This is a genomic window from Leyella lascolaii, from assembly GCF_900079775.1.
GTDB classification, from domain to species: domain Bacteria; phylum Bacteroidota; class Bacteroidia; order Bacteroidales; family Bacteroidaceae; genus Prevotella; species Prevotella lascolaii.
Window position 1 is genome coordinate 1 of sequence record NZ_LT556049.1, and the last position, 25925, is coordinate 25925.

20 protein-coding genes are annotated in these 25925 nt (G+C 48.8%); 8 read left to right on the forward strand and 12 right to left on the reverse strand.

The features are described from left to right. The 6 genes from BN4609_RS10345 to BN4609_RS10365 form a co-directional block, all read left to right on the forward strand. Positions 1-199: transposase (locus BN4609_RS10345; protein ID WP_164071645.1), on the forward strand; the 199-nt coding region annotated here is incomplete at its 5' end. An 86-nt stretch (positions 200-285) separates the two neighbouring features. Then, positions 286-504 (forward strand): hypothetical protein, encoded by a 219-nt coding sequence (locus BN4609_RS10350; protein ID WP_068856613.1) that lies wholly within the window; start codon positions 286-288, stop codon positions 502-504. Positions 505-558: 54 nt separating this feature from the next. Continuing rightward, complete coding sequence (locus tag BN4609_RS10355) at positions 559-2874, forward strand: hypothetical protein (RefSeq protein ID WP_068856614.1); 2316 nt, start codon at positions 559-561, stop codon at positions 2872-2874. Positions 2875-3040: 166 nt separating this feature from the next. Then, positions 3041-3178 carry a hypothetical protein gene (locus BN4609_RS16570; RefSeq protein ID WP_164071646.1) on the forward strand — a complete coding sequence of 46 codons (138 nt, stop codon included), beginning with the start codon at positions 3041-3043 and terminating at the stop codon, positions 3176-3178. A 221-nt stretch (positions 3179-3399) separates the two neighbouring features. Continuing rightward, positions 3400-3924, forward strand: coding sequence for an RNA polymerase sigma factor (locus BN4609_RS10360; protein WP_084791535.1), 525 nt, complete (start codon positions 3400-3402; stop codon positions 3922-3924). Position 3925: 1 nt separating this feature from the next. After that, the gene (locus BN4609_RS10365) at positions 3926-5263 is read left to right on the forward strand and encodes an anti-sigma factor family protein (RefSeq protein ID WP_068856616.1); all 1338 of its coding nucleotides are present in this window, start codon (positions 3926-3928) and stop codon (positions 5261-5263) included. A gap of 15 nt (positions 5264-5278) precedes the next feature. Here BN4609_RS10365 and BN4609_RS10370 read toward each other — a convergent pair whose 3' ends face one another. Beyond that, positions 5279-6067, reverse strand: a complete 789-nt coding sequence (locus tag BN4609_RS10370; protein WP_068856617.1) for a glycosyltransferase family 2 protein — start codon at positions 6065-6067, stop codon at positions 5279-5281. Positions 6068-6071: 4 nt separating this feature from the next. Beyond that, entirely contained in the window at positions 6072-7349 is a 1278-nt protein-coding gene (locus tag BN4609_RS10375) for a glycosyltransferase family 4 protein (RefSeq protein ID WP_068856618.1), read from the reverse strand. A gap of 1702 nt (positions 7350-9051) precedes the next feature. Here BN4609_RS10375 and BN4609_RS10380 point away from each other — a divergent pair. Together BN4609_RS10380 and BN4609_RS10385 are read left to right on the forward strand one after the other, a co-directional pair. Further along, the gene (locus tag BN4609_RS10380) at positions 9052-11475 is read left to right on the forward strand and encodes a DUF7689 domain-containing protein (protein ID WP_068856619.1); all 2424 of its coding nucleotides are present in this window, start codon (positions 9052-9054) and stop codon (positions 11473-11475) included. A gap of 9 nt (positions 11476-11484) precedes the next feature. Further along, positions 11485-11976 (forward strand): hypothetical protein, encoded by a 492-nt coding sequence (locus BN4609_RS10385; protein WP_068856620.1) that lies wholly within the window; start codon positions 11485-11487, stop codon positions 11974-11976. A gap of 84 nt (positions 11977-12060) precedes the next feature. Here the strand turns inward: BN4609_RS10385 and mobV are convergent, their stop codons facing one another. The 10 genes from mobV to tsf all read right to left on the reverse strand — a co-directional run bounded on the left by mobV (position 12061) and on the right by tsf (position 25923). After that, positions 12061-13407: a MobV family relaxase gene (gene mobV / locus BN4609_RS10390; RefSeq protein ID WP_068856621.1), complete on the reverse strand. Its 1347-nt coding sequence runs from the start codon at positions 13405-13407 to the stop codon at positions 12061-12063. Between the two features lie 190 nt (positions 13408-13597). Beyond that, entirely contained in the window at positions 13598-14548 is a 951-nt protein-coding gene (locus tag BN4609_RS10395) for a DUF8464 domain-containing protein (protein WP_068856622.1), read from the reverse strand. A 276-nt stretch (positions 14549-14824) separates the two neighbouring features. After that, on the reverse strand, positions 14825-16084 hold the full coding sequence (locus tag BN4609_RS10405) for a primase-helicase family protein (RefSeq protein ID WP_371833706.1): 1260 nt from the start codon (positions 16082-16084) through the stop codon (positions 14825-14827). A 379-nt stretch (positions 16085-16463) separates the two neighbouring features. After that, on the reverse strand, positions 16464-16835 hold the full coding sequence (locus BN4609_RS10410) for a hypothetical protein (protein ID WP_068856624.1): 372 nt from the start codon (positions 16833-16835) through the stop codon (positions 16464-16466). Next, entirely contained in the window at positions 16832-18055 is a 1224-nt protein-coding gene (locus tag BN4609_RS10415) for a site-specific integrase (protein WP_084791539.1), read from the reverse strand. The genes BN4609_RS10410 and BN4609_RS10415 overlap by 4 nt, the downstream gene beginning before the upstream one ends. A gap of 789 nt (positions 18056-18844) precedes the next feature. Then, on the reverse strand, positions 18845-19321 hold the full coding sequence (ispF, locus tag BN4609_RS10420) for a 2-C-methyl-D-erythritol 2,4-cyclodiphosphate synthase (RefSeq protein WP_021992166.1): 477 nt from the start codon (positions 19319-19321) through the stop codon (positions 18845-18847). Positions 19322-19374: 53 nt separating this feature from the next. Then, the gene (gene porV, locus BN4609_RS10425) at positions 19375-20550 is read right to left on the reverse strand and encodes a type IX secretion system outer membrane channel protein PorV (RefSeq protein ID WP_021992165.1); all 1176 of its coding nucleotides are present in this window, start codon (positions 20548-20550) and stop codon (positions 19375-19377) included. Between the two features lie 64 nt (positions 20551-20614). After that, complete coding sequence (gene porU / locus BN4609_RS10430; RefSeq protein WP_068856626.1) at positions 20615-24169, reverse strand: type IX secretion system sortase PorU; 3555 nt, start codon at positions 24167-24169, stop codon at positions 20615-20617. A gap of 46 nt (positions 24170-24215) precedes the next feature. Next, a complete protein-coding gene (locus tag BN4609_RS10435) occupies positions 24216-24833 on the reverse strand; it encodes a fumarylacetoacetate hydrolase family protein (RefSeq protein ID WP_021992163.1) in 618 nt (205 codons plus the stop codon). Between the two features lie 91 nt (positions 24834-24924). Then, entirely contained in the window at positions 24925-25923 is a 999-nt protein-coding gene (tsf, locus tag BN4609_RS10440) for a translation elongation factor Ts (RefSeq protein WP_021992162.1), read from the reverse strand. Between the last annotated feature and the right edge of the window lie 2 nt (positions 25924-25925).

The following is a 25925-nucleotide window of genomic DNA, read 5'->3' on the forward strand; positions in this document are numbered from 1 at the left end:
CCGTTCTTTCAATGTTATTGCTGCAACATTCTATGAACATTACGATGATATTCTTAACTTTTATAAAAATAGATCATCTAATGCTGCAGCTGAATCCTTTAATGCGAAAATCAAAGCCTTCAGAGCATCACTAAGGGGTATCGTTGATGAAAAGTTCTTTCTGTATCGACTTGCAAAGATTTATGCTTATCCCCACTAAATTTCCACTGACCCCACAAAACACCTAAGAAGCGAGCTATAGAATAAGAAAAACAGTAAAATAGTTTATTTAAAAATCAAATTAAGATGAAAAAGAAAACAATTTACATGCCACCGTCTACCGAAGTTGTGGACGTGGAAACAGAAGGACACCTGTTAGCCAACACGTGGTCTACAAACAACGGAACGTCATCTGAAGGCTATATCATAAACGGTCTGCCTTCTGAGGAAGACGACCAGTGGGTGAGACCTGACTTTAACAACAGTGAAGAAAGCGAATCGAAAGGCTACAACGTATGGGATTAAGCAAGACGGGAAAGTGGAAAAAAGATTAAAAGAGAACAAGAAAGGAAAGAGGATATGAAAAAGTTTACAATGTTTTTAGCAAGCGTCGCCACCGCCTTATTCGGCTTTACGACAACCGCTTCGGCACAGTATGAGACGGAGCAGCAGATTCCTTGGGTTGATCATGCGTCTACCTTGGACAAGGCTCTTAACGCTCCGAACGGAATATATCTGTGCTACATGCAGACCGTAAACGGCAATACGACATACAGCTTTGTCACTGCCGGAGGTAGGTTCGGCACACAGGCTGTCACAACAAACCGCGGTATGACTCTGATACTCGCAGCAGAGAGAGAGGATCAATACATGTTCCGTACAACACTATCCAATCCTAATGCGGACAGACAGAACTTCCTTGGCTGTTATAATGGAGATGATACACCTATAATAGGGGGCAATAACAATACTGACGCCTATATGGACAATGACAACAACACATACTCTCGCTGGACCATTGCTGGAGCCGCCAACGGGTATGACATTTACTTCACCGTTCAGGACGGAGGACTATCATCCTCCCCTCACTATCTTCAGCTCAGGGACAACGGCTCTCTGTATGTATCTGAAAACCGTCCTTCCAACAACGGCAAATGGCTTCTTATAGAACGGAATGAGTTCAGAGAGGTTATAACAGGTGTGACAGGACAGACCAATATTGAGGTGAGCGGACTGTTCAACAATACCCGTTTCATACGCTACATGGACGGAGCGTACTCCTGGACATGGTATGACATAATCAAAAACCAGCAAGAAAAGTACGAGGACGAGCTGACAAAAAGCGGTCCGAACGGTCTTGGCATCTCCAGCCTCGGGGCTTATCGTGGAATGGCACCTAACGTTGAGTACGCCGGAGGGAACGGAGATAGCTATGCGGAAAACTACGGTTCGTTCAGCGCAGGAGAGATGCGCGACCCCGTAATCATGCGTCAGCAGTATACAGGACTTAAAGAAGGAACATACATTGTCACCGCTCAGGCATTCGTGTCAAACGATGCCGACGTCACGGCAGCAGCCAATTCGGCAGAGGCGGGAGCATATCTCTTCGCGTCAGGTTCGACAGGCGAGCAGGACGGTGCGCTCATACAGCTCCTCAATGAAGCTGAACAGAACGATTTCACCACAAACTTCTACAATGCCCAGAAGACCTATCTCGGCAACGACGCGTACTTCCGCGGCAACGTGGCGGCAGGTGAGTTCCTCGCGACAAACAACGGTACGATAAGCCGTGAGGACGCTATGTACAATCCGAACATGAGAAACCACATCATCACAATAGCCGTGAGAGTGAATGAAGGAGGACGTCTTGCCATCGGTGTGGCAAAGACCGAAAATGCAGGACGGGCTTACTTCGACAACATAAGAGTGTGGTACACGGGTAACAACGAGTTCGGACTCGACGCATATAGCACAAACAGTACCACAATATCACCCGACAACCTCTACGGAATAGACAATCTGCAATACGGATATCCGCGTGTCTTCAACCTCTCACGTGACTTCGGAATAACCAAAGACAACGCCGAAACATACGAACCTAAGTGGGAAGCCCTCGTATCACCGGTGAACCTGACCTGCACACAGGTATGGAACACATTCGGAAAAGGCACCCGGCTGAGCGAGCTTGTGGGTCTTGCGGAAGACGGACATGAGATGCGCTTCAAGACAGTAGACCTGTCAAGGGCTGACGAAACGGCAATCTACGCCGGCAAATGCTACGTCATAAAAGTACCGGAGGCGCCACAGATAGCACGCTTCACGGGCTCCGACCCGACCCAAGCAGTGGAAGGCGTGGACAAACATGAGTTCAGTATATTCAGCACAGATCCTTTCATACAGGGCGACATCACCTACTACGGTCCGGTATACCAGTTCAACGGTGTGACACGCACATCGACGCTGGAAGGCCTTATCACCGCAAACAATGCGGGAACATACGAGAACGGCACCGTGACAAAGATATACTACAGTCCTGACGGAAGCGGTGACGTGAAGTTCACGGGCTACTTCTACAAGCCGGCATCGGTAAGCAACGCCTACGTTGTGTCAAGAGGGAACATGTATTTCCTCGGTAACCAGAGCTGGAAGAGCCTCACCGGAACAATGTGGACGCTCGAGGAGCTGAATCAGGAGAACAATAACAAACTGACATTCGACTTCGGTGACGGAGAAACGACCGGCATAGAGGACCTCAGTTCCGTTACAGATGACGCTTCGGAAAAAGCCGACGGCGTGTTCAACCTCAACGGACAGAAAGTTGCTGACGGCACTTCCACCGAAGGACTTGCCAAAGGAATATACGTTATAGGAGGTAAAAAGATTGTCGTGAGATAAGCTTATGATAATACACTCAGGCAGTATGGCATCTCAGGATTAGTGCCGTCTGCAAGCCGGAAAGCCGTCCGCTTTCCGGCTTTTATTATAAAACCGGTTTCTCCAGGCAATGAAAGTGTGAACTCATGTTGCTCTCGCTTGTCCGGTTTTTTATTAAAACAGACCGTTGAATCACAACCGCCACATTAACGAGAGAGCTTATCTGATGACGGAAAAAGGCATCGTCACGGGCGTGGAACAGATGAGCGAGCCTGTATTGACCGCTTATCCGCTTGTCCATGCATACGTACCGCCAGGAACATGAAAGCAATTAAACACATATTAAAGCAGACAACTGTGCTTCCACAACCGTATGCCGGGATTACATTATAAAGCCCGATGAATCACGTAAAATTCAATAAACGACAAAAAAATGTCATGAAAAACACGTCGTTTTCGTATTTATCACGTCTTTATATATAGGAACAGCAACGACATCAACAGTCAGGCTGCACAGCTATACGAACATCCTAAAACGAGAAAAAAATGTTGGGAACACTACGAAAAAGATTATCCGGAGACGCGCTGGAGCTGTTCGTAAGGGAACAGACAGACAATATGTTCAGGTTCGCATTCTTCCGTACAGGCGACAGAAGCACTGCCGAGGACATCGTACAAGATACCCTGCTGAGCGTATGCAGGCAGGGCAACAGACCGACAGAGCCGGAGAAACTGAAAAGTTATGTATTCAAGGCTCTGTCAAACAGATGCTGTGACGCGGTACGCAAGCACAACACCACAACAGAACCTCTTACCTTCCGCATGGCAGAAACGGTCGAGGACAACGATGGCAACGAGCGTTCGGCGGTGGAGGAATATACGCGCATCGAAAGAGTTCTGGGCGAAATACCGTACGAACAGGCAGAAACAATACGCATGCACATAATAGACCGGCTGAAATTCACCGAAATTGCGGATATCACCGAAACGCCCGTCACAACGGTGAAATCAAGATTCAAATACGGAATTGAGAATATAAAGAAAAGAATAAACACCCGAAAAAACAATTGATATGGATTGTAACAGTTTTAGAAAAAATGTGTACGACTTCATAGAAGGAAGCACAGACCAGGACCTGACACGTGAGATGGAAAATCACGCAAAGGCTTGTAAAGAATGCGGAGAATTTCTGGAACAGACCGAGAAAGCCATAAGCATGATACGTCCGACATGCGACGTGAAGGCGTCGGACGCTCTGAAAGAGAAACTGAGAATGATAACCACCGGAGCAATAAAGACCGACAGACAGCGCAGAAAGACAATGCCTGTGTTCAGACGCTACGCTGCCATCGCCGCATCGGTGCTCGTTCTTCTGACAGGAGCAGCGGCAATAGGCGGCATACTGCTTAACAGCAGCACGGCAAACGCTGCGCCCAAAGCCATAACAAGTGCGCAGGCATCCGAATATTTCAGTAAAGCCGTACCACTGAAACAGTCGTCTGTACGCCTGAAACTGAACGTGCGCACCTCTCCTAACGAGAACTTCGCGTACGTGACACCTGTGAGCGGATTCGTGGAAACGGTACTGACATTTGTCAACAAGGACAACACCATGCTCTGGAGGATAGAGAAACAGAACGGACGCGCCATCGTCTGCGACGGTAACAGACAGTATATGTGGGGCAAGGGCGGCACAATGGGTTATGAGAGCGGAGCCGACTACGAGGGTTTCGCTGAAGGTCTTCTCACTCTGTTACCGGCAGACATCAACATAATAAAAGGCTTGATGCGTACCTGCAACACCCAAAGCAGATACTCACTCGACACAAGCGACGAGGGAATAACAATAACCGCGACCTCTCCCGCCATAGGAAAAGGGCGCGACGGGAAACCTCTGAACTCGGCGATAGACGAATCCGACAGCAAGACCGAGTACATATTCGACAGCAAGACGAAGATGCTGAAAAGCTACAACGTATGGATGAAGGTGATGGGCGTATATGTGAAGGTGATAGAGAGCACCTCTATAGAATACAATAAAAGCGTGGACGTGGCATCAATGCTGAAACGACCGGACAATATCAGAACATGGATTGACGTGACAGCCGACTATGGCATGTTCGCCGGAAGTACGGCAGAGCAAGCCGTAAAGAAGGTGTTCGAGGCTGTGACAGAAGGAAAGACACAGAGCGTAAGGAAAGTATTGTTCTGCTACGACATCGGAATGATAGACAGCCTGTACGGTGGAGCCGCCACCGTAACAGTTGGAAAGGCATACAAGGAAGGTACTTACGCTGGAGTGTTCGTACCTGTAGAACTGAAATACAAGGACGGAAAGGTGAAAAAACTTACCGTCGCCGCACGCAACGACAATAAGGGCGGCGCATGGACAATAGACGGAGGACTGTGAGAGACAGCCGTACCGTCAGCGGCGCAACAACGCTCTGACAACGAACCAGAGATGCATCGCCACGGTGGGGAGCGTTCCGTAATGAACGCACATCACACGGAAGCGTTCCTTCAACGAGGCGCGGTGGTTCTCGGTTGTCATGCCTTCGGCAAGATAGTTCACCACAACCATGTTGACATTGCGCAGTGCGAGCCGCTCACGGGCGGCTCTTTTCATTATGCGTATGCACCAGTCTACGTCGGCTGAGAAACGGTATCGCAGGTCGTAAGGCACCGCACGGGCTATGTCCGCACGTGCGTAGAACGCCTGATGACAGACGAGCATGCCGTGGCGGAACGACTTCCAGTCGAGCCGCTCAGGCGGTGTCAGCCTCCTGTGCGCCACAAACCGACCCTCCATATCCACAAGATCGGTGTCACCATACAGCGCGGCGGGCAGTTCCCCGTCCGTCCCCACGCATGCGGCAATATCGCTGAGAGTATGCGGCGAAGGATAAGAGTCGCCCGCATTCATGAACACCACGTAGTCGCCGGTGGCTCTTCCCAACGCCTTGTTCATAGCGTCGTAAAGCCCGTTGTCAGGCTCCGACACGATGACAACCTCATGACCGCGGTCCGTGGCGTCAGACTCCGCCTTGTAAGCCCCGGCTATCGCCACCGTGCCGTCGGCGGAACCGCCGTCCATTATGATATGCTCCACATTGCGCCACGTCTGTCCCATCACGCTGTCGAGCGTTGTCTTCACCGTCCGCTCAGCATTATACGTACATGTGACGACCGTAAATCTTATGTTCCTACAGTCCATTTCCTCAGATTATATATTTCTTCATGGCAGCCGTCTCGTTGTAAACCTCAATGTATCTCATTGCCACGCTCTGCTGCGAATAGTGCGTATGGACCTTCGACACAGCCGCTCTGCTCATAGCCTCATAGTCGTCACCACACAACAGCCGGTGCATACCTGCGGCAAGGTCGTCAGCCTTTCTGAAGTCAGCCACATAGCCGTTCTTCCCGTGATCTATCATTTCAGGTATGCCACCCGTACGGAATCCCACACACGGCACGCCGCATGCCATCGCCTCCATGATGGTGTTGGGCAGATTGTCCTCAACCGACGGCAGCACATATATGTCGGCGGCGTTGTATATTACGGCTATCCGCTTCTCGTCGCTTACATATCCCAAGGCGCACGTTTTGAGCGCGAGGCGTCCCGCCATATACTCCGACTCGCCGCCGAGCACAGCCACCACCGTACTCTCCTTCATCTCCGGATGGTCTGCCACGAGCCTGTCCACAGCCTCGATGAAATACTCCATACCCTTGCGGCGGTCGGTCACGCGGTGCGACACGAAGAGAATCACCTTCTTGTCCTCCGGCAGTCCCGTCTCCCTACGGCATTCCGCCTTGTCGCTCCGGCGGAAGAACACACGTCCGTCGATGGCGTTCGGGATGCTCACTATGCGCTGTCCCTTGAGCAGCGCACTCTGCCGCGCCTGACTCTCGAGCCACCGGCTGCAAGCCACAAAGCATATGTTTCCTGCTGAATAAAGAGCTTTTTTCCTGCGCCATATCCTGTTTGAGAGGTCATACCTGGACCCGCCGTCAGGCAGAAGCGGACATCCGGCGCATCCGGTCTTGTAAGACATGCATCCCTCCGAGTAATGGCAGATGCCCGTGGCTTGCCACATGTCGTGCATGGTCCACACCACCGGCTTGCCGCTCTTCACTATCTTTCTGATGTTTCTCAACGACAGCATGCCCTGGTTTATCCAGTTGAGATGCACCACGTCAGCCCACTTGAACTCCGGCAGCGACGTTATGTCCGTTCCGCAATTTGCGATGTCTATCTCGAAAAGATGATTTTTTGAGAACCGCAGATGATTGTATATGCACCATCTTTCCCACAGAAAGTTCCAGCGGGCGCGCATCCTGCCGGGCACTTCCGCCACGGTGATGCTGTCGCTCTGCTTGTCACGCACAAGCATCTTTGCCTTCTCGCCGCTGTTGATGAGCGCCTCCAGCAGTCTTCCTGCGGCAACCGCCGCTCCTCCGGTACGCTCGCTTGTATTTACAATCAGTACATTCATTTTGCCTGTCCGACTTTTTCTCCATACTTAAGACTTCAAACGGGATTTCTGAAAACACCATATTGCTTTCCCGAGTGCAGCCTATCTTATGCAAAGATAGCGCAAACGAGTGGAATGAAAGCTTGCTTTCAGATTCCCGAGTGCAGCCTATCTTATGCAAAGATAGTGCAAACGAGCGGAAAGAAAGCTTGCTTTCAGATTCCCGAGTGCAGCCTATCTTATGCAAAGATAGTGCAAACGAGCGGAAAGAAAGCTTGCTTTCACTTTCCCGAGTGCAGCCTATCTTATGCAAAGATACAAAAATGTTTTATTCAACCCACACCTTATTATATAATAATACAATCCCGTGAAAATAAAAAAAACGGCTGCCGCGCACCCCCATTATCCGATAAACACACATCAGTAAACCGCCCGCCGCTCCTCCGCCCCACAGTGTCAGACACCCTGCATTGCTACCCTGACAAAACCATGGCGACAATGGCATCTCATAAAACGTTAACATCCTTAAAATCAGAAGAATATATGAGAAGCGCTATAAAATATTCCCAAATATGCGGAAATATCGCATAAACCCCCTCCAGGCAACCCTTCAGAATGTCATAATGCTACCTATGGATGACAAATCATGCCATTATCCAAACCCACGGACGACATTTCCGCACATTATGAACGTTGTGCGCGTACACAGATTATTGACATATGTCAAAAAAGAATTAAAAATATCATATTATATGTTTTATTGTTTGCAGGTATCAAAAAGCCTTTGTATCTTTGCAACGTCAAAAGGTTAATAGATTGTTTAGGTTAGTAGTAATAGATTTAGGTTTTTAGTTATTAGGTTTAAGGTAAATCAAAACGATTGTTTAACAGGTAACAATGCTGGGCCGTGAGGTTCGCATTTGTTTCGAAAATTTTTTTAGTTAAACATAGGAATATGTCACTGCTTGTTGAAAGTAGTGGCATTTTTCTATTTTAGACGGTTACAAAACCGACCGCTTCAACGGCACAACGTGAACCTCGTAGAATCACGTACGCAAGCCGGACATTCCACCGGTGCGATAAAGACATTTACATTATATACCATCCACACTCCGTTCCACCGTCATACTCACGGGTTTCCTGTCTTATAGGAAATGCGGCGGGCTGAATCAGGAACAAACGCGAAGCAATACAACGACAGTTGTGCTGAAGAGCGAAAAAGCGCAGTTTTTTAAGTGAAAAACACGCTAAAATCTGCCGAATAGCTTAAAATGAGCGATTTATAACGGTTTCACCTCAATGGAGGTAATGATTTAGCAACATTCCTAATTTCTGCAATCTGCGTACAGTTGCTGTCAAACAACTCTTCTTGGCTGCAAAAATACAAAAAAGAAGGAATTTACATGCCAAGATTGTTATAAAAAACATTAAAAGCAACAACAAATATTAGCAAATCTTTTGCTTATTTGTTTTTTTGCATTATATTTGCAGCGAAAATAAATTTAAAAAAAGCATGGTGCATGAGACTTGCATTGTCTCAGAATAATTATGCTACGATGGAAATGCGTAAAAAGCTATCGTATAGAGGCAACTAAAATTTTGTTTCTTTCGTAGCTTTTATGAATTAGAATTGTAAATTGGAGTCACCAAGGTCAGATTCTGTTTGACCAAGACTTATGTTTTATTTATTCACCCCACTTTAAGTGGCCTTAATTTTACAAACATGAACAAAAAAGTATTCCATTGCAATGGCAAAACGATTTTGACCATCGCTGTCACAAGTCTTCTTGTTGGCTGTAACTCTGAATTGGACTTAGCTTCGTATCAGCAGAAAGAAGAAAAGTCTATCGTTAGTAGCAATATTGATACCCAAACACAAGCTACAACTACGGATTATTTGGGTAAAAGTTTTTATCTTTCAAGTCAAGATGGCGAGCAATCTTTGCTTACTACAAGAACTGGAATTGGTGCCGAGAAGCTAACTCGTAGCTTCGTGGTAAATGCTGAGTCTGAGCAAGAAAAGTGCTTAGGCGTTCATGTTATGGCAGCTTGTGTCAATGAAGGGAAAAGTCTTCAAAAGATAGAAGTTTGGGTAAACAATGAGTACGTTGATGATTTGGACATCACCTCCAACGAATGGCAGTTCGTTTCTTTGAAAAATAGTGGTAAAATCCATCTATTTGCAGGGAAAAATACAATAACTTTTGCAGCCAATGCACCTTATTATCCTGAAATCGATGCTATTCAGGTTGAAGATGAAGCTAGTGCATTACTAAAAGAAGACCCTATGTATAAGGACTTCATTAAGCAAATTAGTGCTCCCAAGAATTTAGGCAATGAAAAGTTAGATCAAGATAAGGTTGACAACCTTCTTTGCAAGTTGGCAGAAGAAAAAGCAATCACTCGCTCTGCTTATGAAAAAGGGTATAACTGGCAAGTAACCCCTCGCACATTAGAGAATCCTGATGGCAATTATCAACACAAAATCTGTGTGCCTATCACCTATACCTATCATCGTAAGTTATCTTTGACCAAAGGAACATACACATTTATGACAGGACCTATCGATGGGGATGATTTCTATTCTGTTGACCCTGTGATGTATCTCTACAAGATAGACGACCCTCATAATTATTCATATTACAATGATGATGCTTCTGGACGTGGTCGCCATTCGCAGATAACAGCAACATTACCTGCAGGAGACTACTACTTGGTTATTCGTGCCTATAGCAGCTCTTACGCTTCCACAACAACAGGAAGGCAAGGACTTATCAATGTTTATCAGAATGGTTCTATATTAAATTCTCAAACTCCTGTAGCAGGATATGTTGTTGATGTGGACTCTCCAAATACTGGTATAATAAATTATTTTACAGCGTATTCTTCTGGCATTCCAGCTTTTTATTTGGAAGAAAAGAGTTCAAGAAAGGTTAAATTCTTTGGTGAAACTTATTTCTATGTTCCTCCAATGGAACAAATGTGGATTGATGACGCTCGCCTCCGCTTGACCAAGCCTTCGGCTAATGACAGGTATCGAATGTTAGTTACCTGTGTCGGTGCTTTCGGAGCATATTATGGCAATTGTGATGTTTACGGTTCTTGTCAACAGGTATTAGATAGTGATGGATTTTCTAAAGATTTTCCTAATTTAAAATCGAATGATGCCATATATAGTAGTGCAAGCGGCACCTATGTGTACAATTGTGCCTCGTGGGCTGGAGGTTTAACCTACGGATGGACTTGGAACGGTATAACTGCGAACAAGTATTCTTCATCTCTTGTTGGACCAAATTATGGTTCCCCTTATATATGGGATAGTTGGGATGCTTATTTTGGCAATACCCCTCAACGATATGCTGGTGCTATAGCTTATACACGTGACGGTGCTCATTCTGGTAATGGAGTCATTGCAGTTTGGTCAACTAGTGACAAAATTTCTGATGTTACGCATTTCTCTTGTAGGGCAACAGCAAACAATCAACCTCATGGCTATGCTTGGGAAAGTAAACCTGGTGGAGCTAGACGTATTTTTCATCCAAGAGATGCCTTGTCAGGCTCTCTTTATGGCTCAATCATTGCATATTATCGTGATGCTAGTGTCTCTGATGACCCAACGACAATGGCGACAAGGGGCTTGTCAACTGCTAACAAATTGACATTTGAGGAATCTATTAAAAGAGGTTTGACCGTTATTAAAGAAGTTACTCTTACTCCAGAGCAAGAAAATAAAATTTCTCAAATCACCACACGTTCCTCAAGTTCGTTTGCTGACACAAAGATTTCGGCATTATATAATGCATGGGAAAAAGCCATTTCGACACCAGAACACCAGCTTCTTAGCAATCCGAGTTCTCTCATCGAAATTCCAGAAGGAAAAGATTTCATGGATTACTGTAGCAAGAACAAAAAAGAGGCCTTTCTATTTTTTGCAAAATTGTACTTTGTGAATAAAGAGAAAACTGTGGCAAAAGAAATCTCATATAATATGTTCTGTACGTTATTCACGGAATACGCAGATATTATCGAGAAAGTTAAGCAGGAATGGAAAGAAAAGCAATATGATGAAAAAGGTGCATATATAGCCCCTTTGCCAGAAACATTCTTGAAAGAATATGTCAAGAAATTAATAGATAAACTTATATAGGATAAAACAATGAAGAAATTATTGGGTATCATATTATTGACAGTACTGGTTGTATTTAGTTCATGCAACTCTAATACAGATGCTTTTCTTACGGGAACATCACCACAACTATTTGGTATATGCCAAGTGAATACAGGTAGTGTTGTGCAAGATAAAGATTCAATAGCCTTTACTGATTTAGATATTACATGGTTCAATCCAAAAACAAGAGAAATCAAATTTAAGGAATATGATAAAATAAAATCCATCCCAATCTATGCATCAATAAGTGTAAAAAGTTCATCTGAGACACTGTTCATTATAGCAGCTAATATCAATCCCGTAGTGAATCGTGCATACGATGATTTGGTTTTATTCTGCGACAAGGATGGCAAATACTATCTCAACGATAATTATCCGAATTATTGGAATTTAGAAAAGACAAAACAAAATGCAGATAAGCGTTCTGAAGGTTGGAATAAATTTATCAATCTTCTCAGAAAAGAAGGGCGTATCAAATAATTAAAAGAGACGGAATTTTTCCGTCTCTTTTTTAAGTTATGCAGCATGAAAGTAATATGATTATGAGTTGCAAACTCACTTTCTCTAATATTTTATCATTTGTTTTTTAAACGGTCTTAGTTTATTCCATTGTACTTTGAACCATTCAATAACAGGCTGTCTATTGATATACAAAAACAGTTGGTTCGGCTTGGTAGAATCAGAAAACACCTTGATTTCAGTATTCTCCACATTGAACTTTCTTTTGTGTTCCTCAGAATAGAGCGAACCGCTAAAGTTCAAAGCCTTTCCTGTAAGAAGCACTCCGATTTGCTCAACGGTGAAGCCAATCTTCCTGCACAGGTTTTCCATTTGCAAACGTGCCTCCAACATCGGGAACCAATGCTTGGCTTTGCGGACGATGTCATTGAGCAAAGAAACTTCTGTTGCGTGCTTGCTCTTCAATTCTACGACCTCTGCTTGGTGTATCTGTTGCATCTCGCCGAGTTGTTGGCTGTGGCTGTCCTCCATTCGCTGTATTTTCTCATGGAGTTCGTCAATGTATTGCTCTCGGTCTGTCACAAGCTCACACAACTTTCGGTTGTGTTGCTCCACCTCTTTCAATTTTCCACTGCCCAAAAGAGAACCAATCTTCGACACAAGGGCGGTCTTGGCTTCCGTCTTGGCAGCCTGTAGTTTCTCTGTGTTGATTTCACTCTTGGTCTGTTTTAGCAGTCGCTCCGCTTCCTCCACATCAGATTGCAACAGTTTCATGCAGTTTTGAAGTCTCTCCGTCTCTCGCTTGATGTTGCGGTAATACTGTGCCGTGGTGGTATGCCTCGCATCCGATCCACGGACACCTCGCTTCAAGCCATACTTGCCCATGGCTTCCGCATAACTGTCGTGATAGCCAACCATCTTGTCACGGTTGAGCACATCATCGGCACACAGCCTCACGGCATTGGCTTTCTTGCGGTATGTCCGCTTGCCTTCTTCCGCTGTCTTGTTCTTCGCCTTTCTCCGCTCGCCTGTCACTATCGGAACGATGGAGGCGTGGAGGTGCGGCGTGTGCTCATCCATGTGGAGAACCACCGACACGACATTCTCCTTGCCGAATGTGTCCTGCAACCACTTCAAGCTGTCGTTGCACCAATCGTCAAGCTGACCATTGGCTGCGATGTTCATCATGTCCTCGTGCGTTCCAGACAGCACGGTTCTAATCACCCTCACCTGGTCATTGGTTATCTTGCGCTTGACGCCTGCCGTCTTGATGCGGTGGGCGATGGCTTCGTCACGACCATACACACCGCTCGGCATCTTGACAAGCTCACGGTTGAGGTGTGTTCTTGTCGGGTCGGCGTTGTCGGGTATCACCTTGCGCTCGATGTGGTCTGATTCCCTTGCGTCCGAGCTGCCCTTCGCCTTCTTGAAATCCAAACTGAAATGTCCCATAATAAACTTGTTTTTGAGTTATACAATTCCGCTTGCCGCATTGCGCCCTGCGCATGACTCACGGGGTTTCAAAAGGGGGTGCCCCTTTTGCTCAATGGGTGTTTTTAGCGGTGGTGTGCCACTGCGTCAAGAAAACGCCCTATTGAGCTATGGCTTTTCCGTTCAGAATAGCCATTGGAGCAGGAACCGCCTACATGCCCAAGGCTGCGCCTTTCCTGCGAGGTGGAACAGTCTGCTTAACAGGCTGTACTTGGTGTACTGACTGTTTGGATTTCACTCCGCACAGATAGTCGTTCAAGTCGTTGTATTCACTGTACAAGTGGGATGCGTCCCTCACATGGTAGCCGAGAGCAGTCTCGATGGCAAGTGTAGCCTTACGCCCTGCGTCATCGTTGTCGAGCAGACAACTGATGCGTTCGTAGCCATGGAGTGCATCAATAGCCTTGTCCACGTTGCTTGTGGAGTTGAGTATCACATAGTCCTGTGCGTCCAATGACGGACAAGCAGGAAACTTCTCCAAGCGTAACGAGAGAAAAGAAAGATAATCCATCATGCCCTCGAAAACATAGCAAGCGTATCTTGGCTCGCCTTGATGTCGGATATGAGTGATATCTTTGGGTGACATGCACCCCTTGAAGAATCGGTTACGCACCTCATAGCCACCCGACTTGTTCTTGAAGCCGATGGCAAAGTAGTTTTTATAGTTATGCGAGAAGTGGAGTTCCGCACATTCCTTTTGGGCAATGTGCAGATTAATCTTTCGCTCGCTCAGATAGCGCAGGAGTGCAGGATGGTTAAGTTCCCTCACTTCCAATCGCTCAAAACTCGGCTCGGTAGCTTGCTGAGTAAAAGAAAAGTCGGTCGGACGAACATGGGGAGTTTGCTTCTCCATCTTGTCCAAAAGATAAGGCAGGTTGTCGGATGCGTAAAGATAGGACACAAGGGTGATGATGTTGCCGCCCTTGCCCATGCCGAAATCGAACCAACTGTTCATCGTGGTGTTCACCTTGAAAGATGCCTCGCTCTCGTTTCTCAGCGGTGACTTGTACCAAAGGTTTGCGCCCTGCTGCTTGACAGGGCGGTGTCCCAAACTTTGCAGATAGTCTGCAATCTTGATTTGCTTTGCTTCTTGAATGTTCATGTCTTACTGTGGATTAAGTGGTGTATGTATTTCTGATGAATTGTTGAGAATCGTATGTATTGGTATGATAGTCAAATACTTATCTTCTCAAAAAACTCTCAACAAATGGTTCTTTTCAACAAAATCACTGGGCAAAAGAGAAAGAAAGGCATGAGCCGTCATGTTTTCTCTTTTCAACAGTCTCTTTCTTTTGTTGAGAGATTTGTTGAGAAAATGTTGAGCCTTAAATACTTGATATTCAATACTTCTTTCATCATATTCAACAATTCAACAAAATTATATGCTATTTAGCTTGTCCCTCGTTACAGTGTAGAACCTGCCCACACGTTTTGTTGGCGAGTAGTGACCGCTGCTATTGTAGTTGTACTCGTATGAGGTGTAGGTGAGGGCGTTCTCTGAAGGTTGCAGCTTCCAACAGTCCTGCACTATCTTTCGCACAAGGTACTTCTCCGCTTTCACGTGGTTGCATTGCAACAAGGCGATTGCGTCATTGAGGCAGAATTGCAAACTGTCGGTTTGGGTGTTCTCCATGACCTCAAGGAACAGCTCCGACATTTCCACCTCAAGTCTGTTACGGTTGCAGCGTATGATTCTCCTCAGAGCATCGGTCGCTATCTGTTCGGGGGCGAACCACATTCGGCTCTTGTGCTCTGTGGATAGCGTTCTGCCTTGCAGATGGAACAGAAAAGCGGGTATCTCCGCCTTCAGTTTCTCCAAGAAGCCGGTATCGTCAGATTGCAACGATGAAATCTTCCTCACCCAATATCGGGTCTCGCCCTCGTCAATGATGACAGGGAGTGATTCGTTGTTGGAGCACAGCACGAACTTGGCAAAGAAGGAAATCTCGTTCCTGTCCTTGCCCTTGGCTTCCACCTTGTACGAGAGGGTGGTGCTGAGGTTCTTCAACCGCTCGGAATCCTCCCTACGACTGAGCAACACCTCGTCCACGACAATCAGCAGCTTGCCAGCCCAATCGGAATTGAACTGACTGCGGAAGTCCTCGTTGGTGTTGAATGTCACGTTGTCTTGGAACAACGCTTTCAGAAAGTTCAAGAACGTGGTCTTGCCTGTGTTCCTCTCCTCTGATACGAGCAGCAGAATGGGCAACTTCTGCACAGGTCTGAGATAGAGCAGTTGCAGGTAGTCCATGCCAAGGTCATATTGCTCACCGAAGATGTGACTAACCAACTTCTTGATATTAGGGAAGTCCCCTTGCATCGGCTTATGTCCTATCGGCTCGTATAGGTTCAGGAAACCGTCTATCACCGTGCGGTGGTTCACATGTTCGGGAACAGTACAGAAGCCGTCATACTTGTGAACGTACTTGATGAACTCCTTGCCGTAGTCCTGACGCAAGGTCTCCATGTTCCAAGGGATGCGCTTTCTTACCTTTCCTCCTGTGATGGTAGGTTGGTCAACCACCTTGTACAAGGTAGTGCCAACACGGATGAACACCTCGTTTGTCGGAGATGCTGCCTGTGGTTGTTTTCTTTCCACAACCACAGGCTGATTGTTGTCGTTTGTCTTGCTCATAATCTAACTTTTGTGAGTTGATAAAATTAAAGTTGCAAAGGTAAGGGCGGAAAATCAAAATGCAAAACACAAACTTGCGCAGAATGGAGAAGTTTGCACCGACAATGTTAAAAGATTGGAAATCAAGGTGCTTGATGTTGCCAATCGGGATAAGATGAAACAAAAAATCCCGAAGAGAGGTTTCCTTGCGAACCTTTCCTCGGGATGAACAAAAATGTATTCCTGCATGTCATACGTTTTATATGTCATACGATAAGCATGTAAAACGTTTGACATCGGCAGCTCTGCATTCTTCACAGAAATGCTTGATACGACAGTGAATCAGTAAGCCAACAAGTCAATACGACAGTGAATAATCGAAGCGTCAAAAATGCGACCATTCTTAGCTGAAGACATTTGTCCCTCCGTAGATTTGCAGGACAATGGCTGTTTTCTCTTTTGCTCCGTACAACCTCTTGAAGATAGCATCACGAAGTTGCGCTGCACCATTGGAGGTTAGACGGAAGCAAATGGCAACAACCATAGGGAATCCATACAGCGTTTGCCAAACATCTTTGGAAAGTTTTTGCCTCTTTTGGACTTCCGACATCAACAACATACCTTCTTTATATATGGCTCTTATCACGGCTTTGAGCTTCGGGGTTGTGACATAAAGCATATCTACCAACTCATTTTCACTCATCCACAAGTCCTCTAGGTTGGACGGAATGGAAAGCCTTCCATTTCCGTCCACGGTGATTACAGTCCTTTTCATGCCATCCCTCCCATTGCAGGCAAATGCCCCTTGATTCGACTTTCAAAGACAGATATGTCATGGTCAAGCTTGGTGCTTGTCACCTTGGCATATATCTGTGTCGTGGTGATATTCGTGTGACCAAGAATCTTGCTCACGCTCTCTATCGGCATTCCGTACTCCAAGGCTAAAACAGCCCAACTATGACGTGAGACATGAAACGAGACACGCTTCTTGATGCCACACATTGCAGCAACTTTCTTTATGCGCTTGTTGATGCTGTCAAGGTTGCCGATATTGAACAAGTGACTTCCTTTTCTGAAAGCCTTGTATCTCCCAATAATCTGCATGGGAATGTCCATCAACTTGATTTGGAACGGAACACCTGTCTTCTGACGCTTGGAAACAATCCAAGGAGCACCGTTTATCATGCTGATGTTATCTTCCGTCAAGTTTTTGATGTCGATGAAAGATATACCTGTCCAACAGCCAAAGATAAAAAGGTCTCTCGCAAATGCCATGTTCGGGTCTTCCAACTTTATCTGTGTCATGGCGGTAAGCTCGTCCAATGTCAAGAACTCACGTTCCTTGTGGTCTGGGTCAACGTGGTACATGGCAAATGGATTTCTCGGTATCTTGCCGTTGTAGTGAGCTGCCGTTACAATATGCTTCAGTGGTATGGAGTAAATCCAAATGGAGGACTGCGCAAGTCCGACGACATTCTTCAGATACAGGCAATAGTCACGGATGAATTCCTCAGTAAGCTCGTTCATGGACATATCGCTGCGCTTGTACTGATACTTGATGAAATCGGCAACATACTTTCTTACCGTCAGATACTTGCGGTAGGTGTTCTTGGCTCTATCCTTGCCCACACGCTTGGCAAAAGCTGCGTTCTCCTTGTCAAAGGCTCTGAGCAATGTCTCGTATTCCGTGCCTATGCCTTGGTAGGCGTTTCTCACCATTTCAGCGGTAACGAACGCCTCACGGTCGGAAAGTCGTTGGTAATGCTTGGTGATTTGAGCCTTGATGTTGTCAAGCGCAAAGTTCACCTCCTTGGCTTCCTTACTCTTGCCTGTGGCTCTGTTGCCCTTGGCATCCCAAATAGCCTTGGTAACGCTCTGCTTGCAACTGAACTGTGCGATAGTTCCGTTGATTGTCACTCGTCCCATGATAGGGACAATTCCGTTTCTCTCCTTGCTTCCATTTACATAGAAGACTGTCTTGAAAGTGCATCTCATAATTCTTACTTTTTTGTTCGGTGCAAAATTAAACTATGAGAGTTGCATGGCAAAGCCAAAACCTACGCAGAATGGGGAAATATGAACCGCTACCGTTAAAAATGCTTATTAGGGCGTTTCCATTGGGTAATGATTTGAAAGCGTTTCTACTTCTCTAATCTGCTTTTTCCTCATTTCCTTGTCACTGACAACTAAAGCCAAAGACTGCCACAACCACTTGAAACTCAAAACAAATGCTCTATTTTGCTATTTTTTGCCTTTTTAGGCGTTCTTTTAATACAAAAACAGGCATTGGCGGTATGATGACCGCTTCTGGATAATACAACAAAATGACGAACGGCAACGAAAAACCATCCACCGTTAACTCCACAGGAATGAGTTATTTGCCGGAGAAAAACTTTCCGGCGTGAAAAACGCGATTTTTCGAGACAATCATTAAAACACTGGCGCACAGCGGATTAGGCAAAAACGCGTTTTCATATGGCGACAACCATGCTGCGGAAGAGGCTCTTCAGGCATGCGGAAGAGCCTTTATGGGCGTGCGATACGGGCTTTTCCGCATGACGGGAAAGGCTTTCTCACGGCACAGAGGAGACAGAAAAAGAGTGAAAAAGGTGTTTTACAGTTGAAAAATACGGAAGAAACGGAATAGAGACTGTGCCAAGACGCGCTTACGACACACCGCGACACGCTCCGGACAGACCATTTTGCGGCACGCCGTACTCTATTCCGCGCTTTTGCGATGTCAAAATATTTTACTGCCTGAACGATGACGGCTGACACCTGATGTCAGCCGTATATGAGCACCGTGGCATATGCGCTGATGCCTTCCTCACGCCCAGTGAAGCCCAGACGCTCGGTTGTTGTCGCCTTCACCGACACGTTGTCAACGTCCGTGCCTATCACCTCAGCCATACACCGGCACATGTCCGGAATGTGAGGATTGAGCTTGGGACGCTCCGCGCACACCGTGGCGTCGATGTTGCCCACCGTGTATCCTTTCTCAGCTATCAGCCCCACGGTCTTCTTCAGGAGTATCTTGCTGTCCACGTTGAGCGTCTCCTCCGCCGTGTCGGGGAAGTGATAGCCTATGTCGCGCATGTTTGCCGCACCGAGCAAAGCGTCGCACACGGCATGAATGAGCACGTCGGCGTCGCTGTGTCCGAGCAGTCCGAGTCCGTGGTCTATCTTTATTCCTCCGAGCCAGAGGTCGCGTCCGGCTACCAGCCTGTGCACATCGAAGCCGAATCCCACACGTATTTTCATGTCCTTATACTTGTTCCGTTAATATAAAATGCATGTTTCCGCCGTCCCGCTCGTCATCTTCTGAACAGGTCTTTTATTCCGTCCATGTCGAAGCTGAGCGTGAACCGCAGTGTCTGGTCGAGCGGATTGCTCTTCGCCGTGGCTATAAGATATGCGGCGTCGAGCGAGAACACGCTCATCTTGAAGCCCGCGCCGACCGTGAAATACTTACGGTTGCCCTTGTTCTCAGCCTCATGGTGATAGCCTGCACGCAGGGCGAACTGGTCGTGATACACGTATTCGCCACCCACACTCCAGTATATCTCCTGCAGCTCTTCCTTAAAACCGCCCGGCGCATCACCGAAACTCTTGAATATACCACCTATGCTGCTCACGTCGTAATAGTCGCGCTGGACACGCTCCTGATAGTCTTCAGTCGACTCACCGTCGTTCTGCTTGGGATAGGTAGGCACGAGAAGCTTGTTGGCGTCAGCCGTGATGGTGAAGCGGTTATACTCGTCCACCGGCACCATGAGCGCGGCTCCGAGGCGCATGTTGGTAGGGATGAACTCGCTGTTGTCGTCGCCTCCGAACGTTATCTTGCTACCGATGTTCGATATGTTCAGTCCGAGACCGATCTGACACTCGCGCGAGCCTATCGTGAAATAGTCCTGATAGTATGCCGCGATGTCGGCTGCGAAAGCGCTTCCGGGCGATGTGTCCTCAGTGTAGTCGTAGGTAAGGTCGGAGTAAATCCATCTCACTGCCGCCGCAATGGAGAACTTCTCGCTGAGCATTATGGAGTAAGCCACGTCGAGCGACATCTCATACGGGTTGATGGTCATGCCCGCGTCCTCACTCATGCCGCCGCCTGTGTACACCTCTCCGAGCGAGAAGTAGCGCAGCGAAGCCGACACTGCCGAGTAGTCGCCTATGCGGTAGTAGCCTGCAAGATAGGCAAGGTCCATGTCGCTTACAAGCTGCCGCAGCCATGGCGTATAGTTGAGGGCGACACCTGCCCTGGATATTGTGAAGGGATATTTTGCCGGGTTCCAGTATTGCGAAACCACGTCGGGGTCGGTCGCCACACCCGCGTCACCCATACCGGCGGCACGCGCGTCAGGAGCGATGGTCTGCGATGTGACCGACGTGTTGACAGGGTTGAACATGTTCTTCTTGTCCTGCGCCGGAGCAGCCAGCACAAGACCGAAAGACAGGCACACAGCCAGTATTCTTATCTTTGCGTTCATTCGTATGATGTTTGTCGTTAAATTAAAATATAATATGGCACTGAATTAAAAACGACGATGCGTCCTATTTATTGCCGACAATGACAAGTTTCTTTGCCTTGGAGGTCTGCGGGCTGCCGTCCGACGACATTCTCACACGGTAGAGATATACTCCCGTGCCGAGCCGGCTGCCTCCGTCGACGGTCAGGTCCCAGTCCACGGTGTAGGCACTTCCCGTGCTCACTCCGCTCTCCTCGTGTGTCCAGAGCAGGCGTCCGCTCATGTCCATCACGTCGATTGCCACGTCCAGGTTGCTTCCCGCGCGGTCGTGGCTTATTATGAATGTTGTGGAGGTGGTGGCGGGGTTGTCCGTACAGCTCACGCTGAGCAGCTGTGGGGAGAGCCCTTTCACCACGTTGAAGCGCAGACTGGTGGACGACATGTTGTTGAACACGTCCCATGCGCGGAACTCGAGCGTGTGTTCGCCTTCCTCGAGCTCGGGAATGTTGTAGTATGTCGAGCCTCGGGTGTATGTTCCGAAGTCGTAGCTGAAGTTGTCGTTGAGATTGTATGTGCGCGCCATCTCGCCGTCGATGACGAGCTGCAGGTCGTGTCCTATACCGTTGCCGGATGTGTTGATGCCGTCCTTGTCCATTATCTCGGCTACGAAGTATGGCGTGCTGTTCACCTTGCCACCGTTGACGAACGACGGCGAATTGAGATAGCAGAATATCGACGGACCCACGGAGTCGTTCTCGGCGATGTCTCCTCCTCCCACGGTGAACGCCTCGCAGCTGCCGTTGCCGATAAGTGTGCGGTCGTTGCTCACGGCATAGAGGTTGATGAGTCCGGTGCCGTCGGTATAGTTGATGTCCTTGGGCACGGCGAAGGAGAACTCGAACCGTCCGCCGGATATGCTGTCGTTGCCGCTGAAGAGCACCTTCGTGCGGTCGTAATAGGTGAACGGCTGGGCAGAAGCCTCATCCTCGTTGCGGTTGTTCCACCGGCATGTCACCAGCTCGCGGCTGTCGCGCACGGTCGCCGAGAGCACACCGCCGAACGTCGGAGCGTCCTTCACATATCCGCTCACTCTCATTATGTTGCCCGCTCCCACCGACACTGTCTTGCCGTCGGTGACGTCGGTTCCGTTTATAGAGTCTACCACAACGGTGAGCTTGGGCAGGCAAAGCGTCATGGCAGGGTCGCCCAGCAGCGAGTACTGAAGGTTGTTCACCACCTCCATGTCGCCGTTTGTCATCACACTGTTCTTCGCCAGCCGCTGCGCCTCACCGAGCGTGGTGGGTTTCCCGTCGGTCAGGGTGAGCACGTTGCGGAGGAAGTTCATGTTCATCGTCTTGTTGTGGGAAGCATACACAGTGCGCGTTGTGCCGTAGAAAGCGACGGCTCCTCCCTTCGGATTGAGCACCGCAGTCTCTCCTATTGTCTGCTTTGTTCCGTCGAAAGGCATGATGTCGCACGACGCCGTAATCCACAACGGGAGGTTGGTGTTGGTGAAACCGGCGAAGTCGGAAAGCCTCAGCACCGACTCGTGGGATATCTGGTCGGCTCGTCCGTGTCCTGCATAGTCCATGATGAGAGCGCCCGCCTGCTGCTGCTGTTTTATGGCTCTGCTTGCGTCGGGATAGGAGTTTCCGGTGGAGGAAGTCTCACGCTTGTATGCGTCCCAGAGCACTTTCTTTATGTTGAAGCCCGGATTGAGCCGCGCCACCATGTCGGCGGCGTCGTTCACGTCGGTCATGTGTATGTTGTAGTTTCCGTCATCTCCCATGAACATAAGGGTGTTCTGCCACGCTCCGGCATTCTCGTTCCCGGTGTAGCTTATCACCTTGTCCACCATCACGGCGGCATCGCTCTCTGTCGTTACGGGAAATCTTCCCACCGCCACATCGAGCTTGTCGCGGAGTAGAGGATTCTCTCCCTCACCGTCATCGAGCATGCAGAAATAGCCGTCGTCGATGTAGCAGCTCACCTCGTTGAACGAGTTCTCGCTCTCGAAGCACAGCAGGTAGTCGTCAGGATTGAGGTTGCGGCACTCCTGTGTGAGCATCCGGTTGTCCCACACACAGTCTCCGAAGAGCACCAGATACTTAGGAATGTCGTCCTCGGATGACGCCCTGTCGTAGAGCATCTTGAGGTAGTTGCGGTAGGCGCTGGCGTCGGGCGTGCCGCTCGAGAACTCGTTGTAGAGCTCGTCGGCAGGCACAATGCGCACTCTCAGTGCGTCGCGTGTCTCGTGGAACTCCTTCAGCCGTTCCGCCTGCTTCCTCAGTTTCTGCGACGTGGGGATGATTATCACCATGTCGGCGGCACCGTCCGCGTGCAGATCCTGGTTGGTTATGTTATACACATACTGCGGTACGGGGAACGACGAGGCAAGGTCGGGCGCGGCAAAAGGCTTGTCCCATGCCATCGACACGAAGTCGAGGCGCGCCGGTCCGCCCGAAACGACACTTATTCTTACAGTGTTCTGAGCCTTCGAGTTGCTTATCCTGTATGTTCCCGACTTCTCGTTGCCTTCGTCATATGCGCCGAGAGTGACATTGAGCGTGCCCACTACGGAGTCGTTGAACTCCACCTGCACACGGCACGCGCTGCCCGCCGTGACATTGACAGTGAGCGAGCCGGCGGCGGTCTCGGGGTTTCCTGCCATCTCCACCGTGTAGGGCGACGACGCTGTTATCTGACGGGTGTCGAACAGATTGCGCCCGCCCTGATACCAGGCGTAGCCGTCCGTCTCGTAAAGAGAATGATAATCGTAGGATGAGGGATAGAACGACGCGATGAAGTCTTCCTGGGATATGCGGGCGGGAGAGCCTTCGTCGTTCTGTGTTATGAAATAATATCCGTAGTCGGAATAAGGGTTGCGCGTGCGGCGGGTGCTGTTGTTCGCCTTCCACGACACCGGACCGAGAGCGTGGAACAGCAGTCTGCCTCCCACCTCACACAACGGAACCTCGCGCAGGTCGTCGTTTTCGGCAAGGTCGTCATCCGAGAGCCGTTCGTCCCTAAGGTTGCCGCCGTAGCCGTATACCTTCACTTTATTTATATCAGAAAAGCCAGCCTGACGGATGAGCGACTCACTGAGCTGGTACACCCCGGTGGAAGGCACGCGTATCTTTGCCCACCGTCCGGAGGCGAGAACCGAATGGGCGGCATAGCGCGAGGACGGGTCGGAAGCGGTGCGTGCGGCTGCTCGTCGTGCGGAAGACACCGGACGGGCTTCCTTCTTCAGCATGAAGCTGACCAGAAGACGGTAGCGTCCGTCGCGGTAAACCACCGGACAGAATTCCGTCTGGAGCGAAGGCCGCTTACGGTCGAACACTATGCGGCTGCTTATCTCAGGCATAGCGGGCGGCAGTCCGGGCACAATCTTTCTGTAAGCCTCAATGTCCCGGCGCGGCATATCGACGAATTCAGGATATGCCAAAGACACTGTGTAAACGGAATCGGAATAATTCTCAGGCAACGGGAAAGTGCTTGCAAAATGCGGAAGCACGGAGTCTGTCCTCACCTGACCTGCCGTCAGGTTGAAGAACTTCTGCGCTCCGGCATCCGAAGCATGCATGAGCAGGAGCATCAGAAAGAATATACTGTAAAACGGTCTGTTCACGCTTATCATACGCTTTAGCTTTTTCCGGCTGTCCGTAAACCGGCTTCGTCACGGTCTAACGGCACGAGAACCCGAGCACCTTGCGGTCGTCGAGCCAGCCCTCCAGTCTGTCTCCTATGGCGACAGGACCCGTTCCGGCTGGCGTTCCGGTGTATATGAGGTCGCCGGTCTTCAGTGTGAAATACTTACTTATATAAGATATGAGTTCGTCGACAGCGAATATCATATCGCCCGTACAGGCTTGCTGAACGGTGGAACCGTTTATGTCGAGCCGCAGATTTATTGCCTGTATGTCGCGGAACCTGCCTATGTCCACCCACTCGCCTATCGCCGCCGAGCCGTCAAAACCCTTTGACAGTTCCCACGGCATGCCTTTCTCGCGCAGTCTGCGCTGCATGTCGCGGGCGGTGAAGTCCACTCCCAGGGTCACGGCATCGTAGTAGCGGTGGGCGAAACGCTGCGGAATGGACTTGCCCAGACGGCATATCCGCACCACAAGCTCTGCCTCATAGTCTATCCGCCCCATGAAGTCGGGCACGAAGAACGGCTTCCTGTCCTTCAGCAAAGCGGAGTCCGCCTTTGTGAAAATCACAGGTTCCTCCGGTTTATATAACGTTCCGTCCAGCTCTTTATTGTGCCGGACATAGTTCATTCCTACAGCAAATATCTTCATTTTGGATAATTAACAAAAGACGGAGTCATAAAGAGCATATGCTCCCCATAACTCCGTCATCTATCATTTGAGCGAATTATCAGCCGTAATCTTATTCAGCAACAAGGGTGAAACGCTTGTAAGCGACAATCTTCAGGTCCTTGTCCTGCTTCTTGAGATAGTCTGCCACGCTTGTCTTGTCGCCGTCGCCGAACTGGAACTCCTGGTTTACGAGACAGCATTCCTTAAGGAATTTGGCAAGACGACCTTTGGCGATGTTCTGTATCATCTGCTCCGGCATGTTGGCAGCCTTCTGCTCCGCTGCCTCCTTCTTGATGACAAGAGCCTTGTCGGCTTCCTCTCTTGTGAGCCAGCCTTTCTTGATGTTCGACTCGATGTGGTCCTCGCTGTCAACCAGGTTAGGATTCAGACCGGCTTTCTTGAGTGCAACCTCGACAGCCTTCTCTATCTGTTCCTCCTTTGTCTTCTGCACAGCCACCTGGAACTCATTGTCCTTCACTTCCTGAGGAACAGACTCCTCATCGAGCGCAATAGGCTTCATGGCAGCCACCTGCATTGCCATCTTGTGTCCCAGCTCCGCATTTTCCTTGTTGAGCTGAACCATTGTGGCGAGAGTGTGCTTACCCATGTGGTCGTACACCTCGATGTTATCGCCCTCAAGAACATTGTATCCGTCGAGCTCCATCTTCTCGCCCGTGATGCCCGAACGCTGTGTGATGGCATCCTGAACAGCCGATCCGTCGGCAAGAGTAAGAGCCTTCACCTCGTCGAGAGTGTGCGCCTTGGCAGCGATGGCAGCGTCTAGTATGTCGCTTGTCAGCTTGATGAAGTCAGCTCCGTTAGCCACGAAGTCGGTCTCGCACTTCAATGCCACGATAGCTGCGAAGCCGTCCACCTTCTTCACGAGCACACATCCGTTGGATGTCTCACGGTCTGAACGCTTTGCGGCGATGGCGAGTCCACGCTCGCGGAGCAGGTCTTTTGCCTTGTCGAAATCGCCTTCAGCCTCTGTGAGAGCCTTCTTCACGTCAGCCAGACCGGCACCGGTCATTGCGCGAAGTTTCTTTATATCGTCAATTGAAACAGCCATAT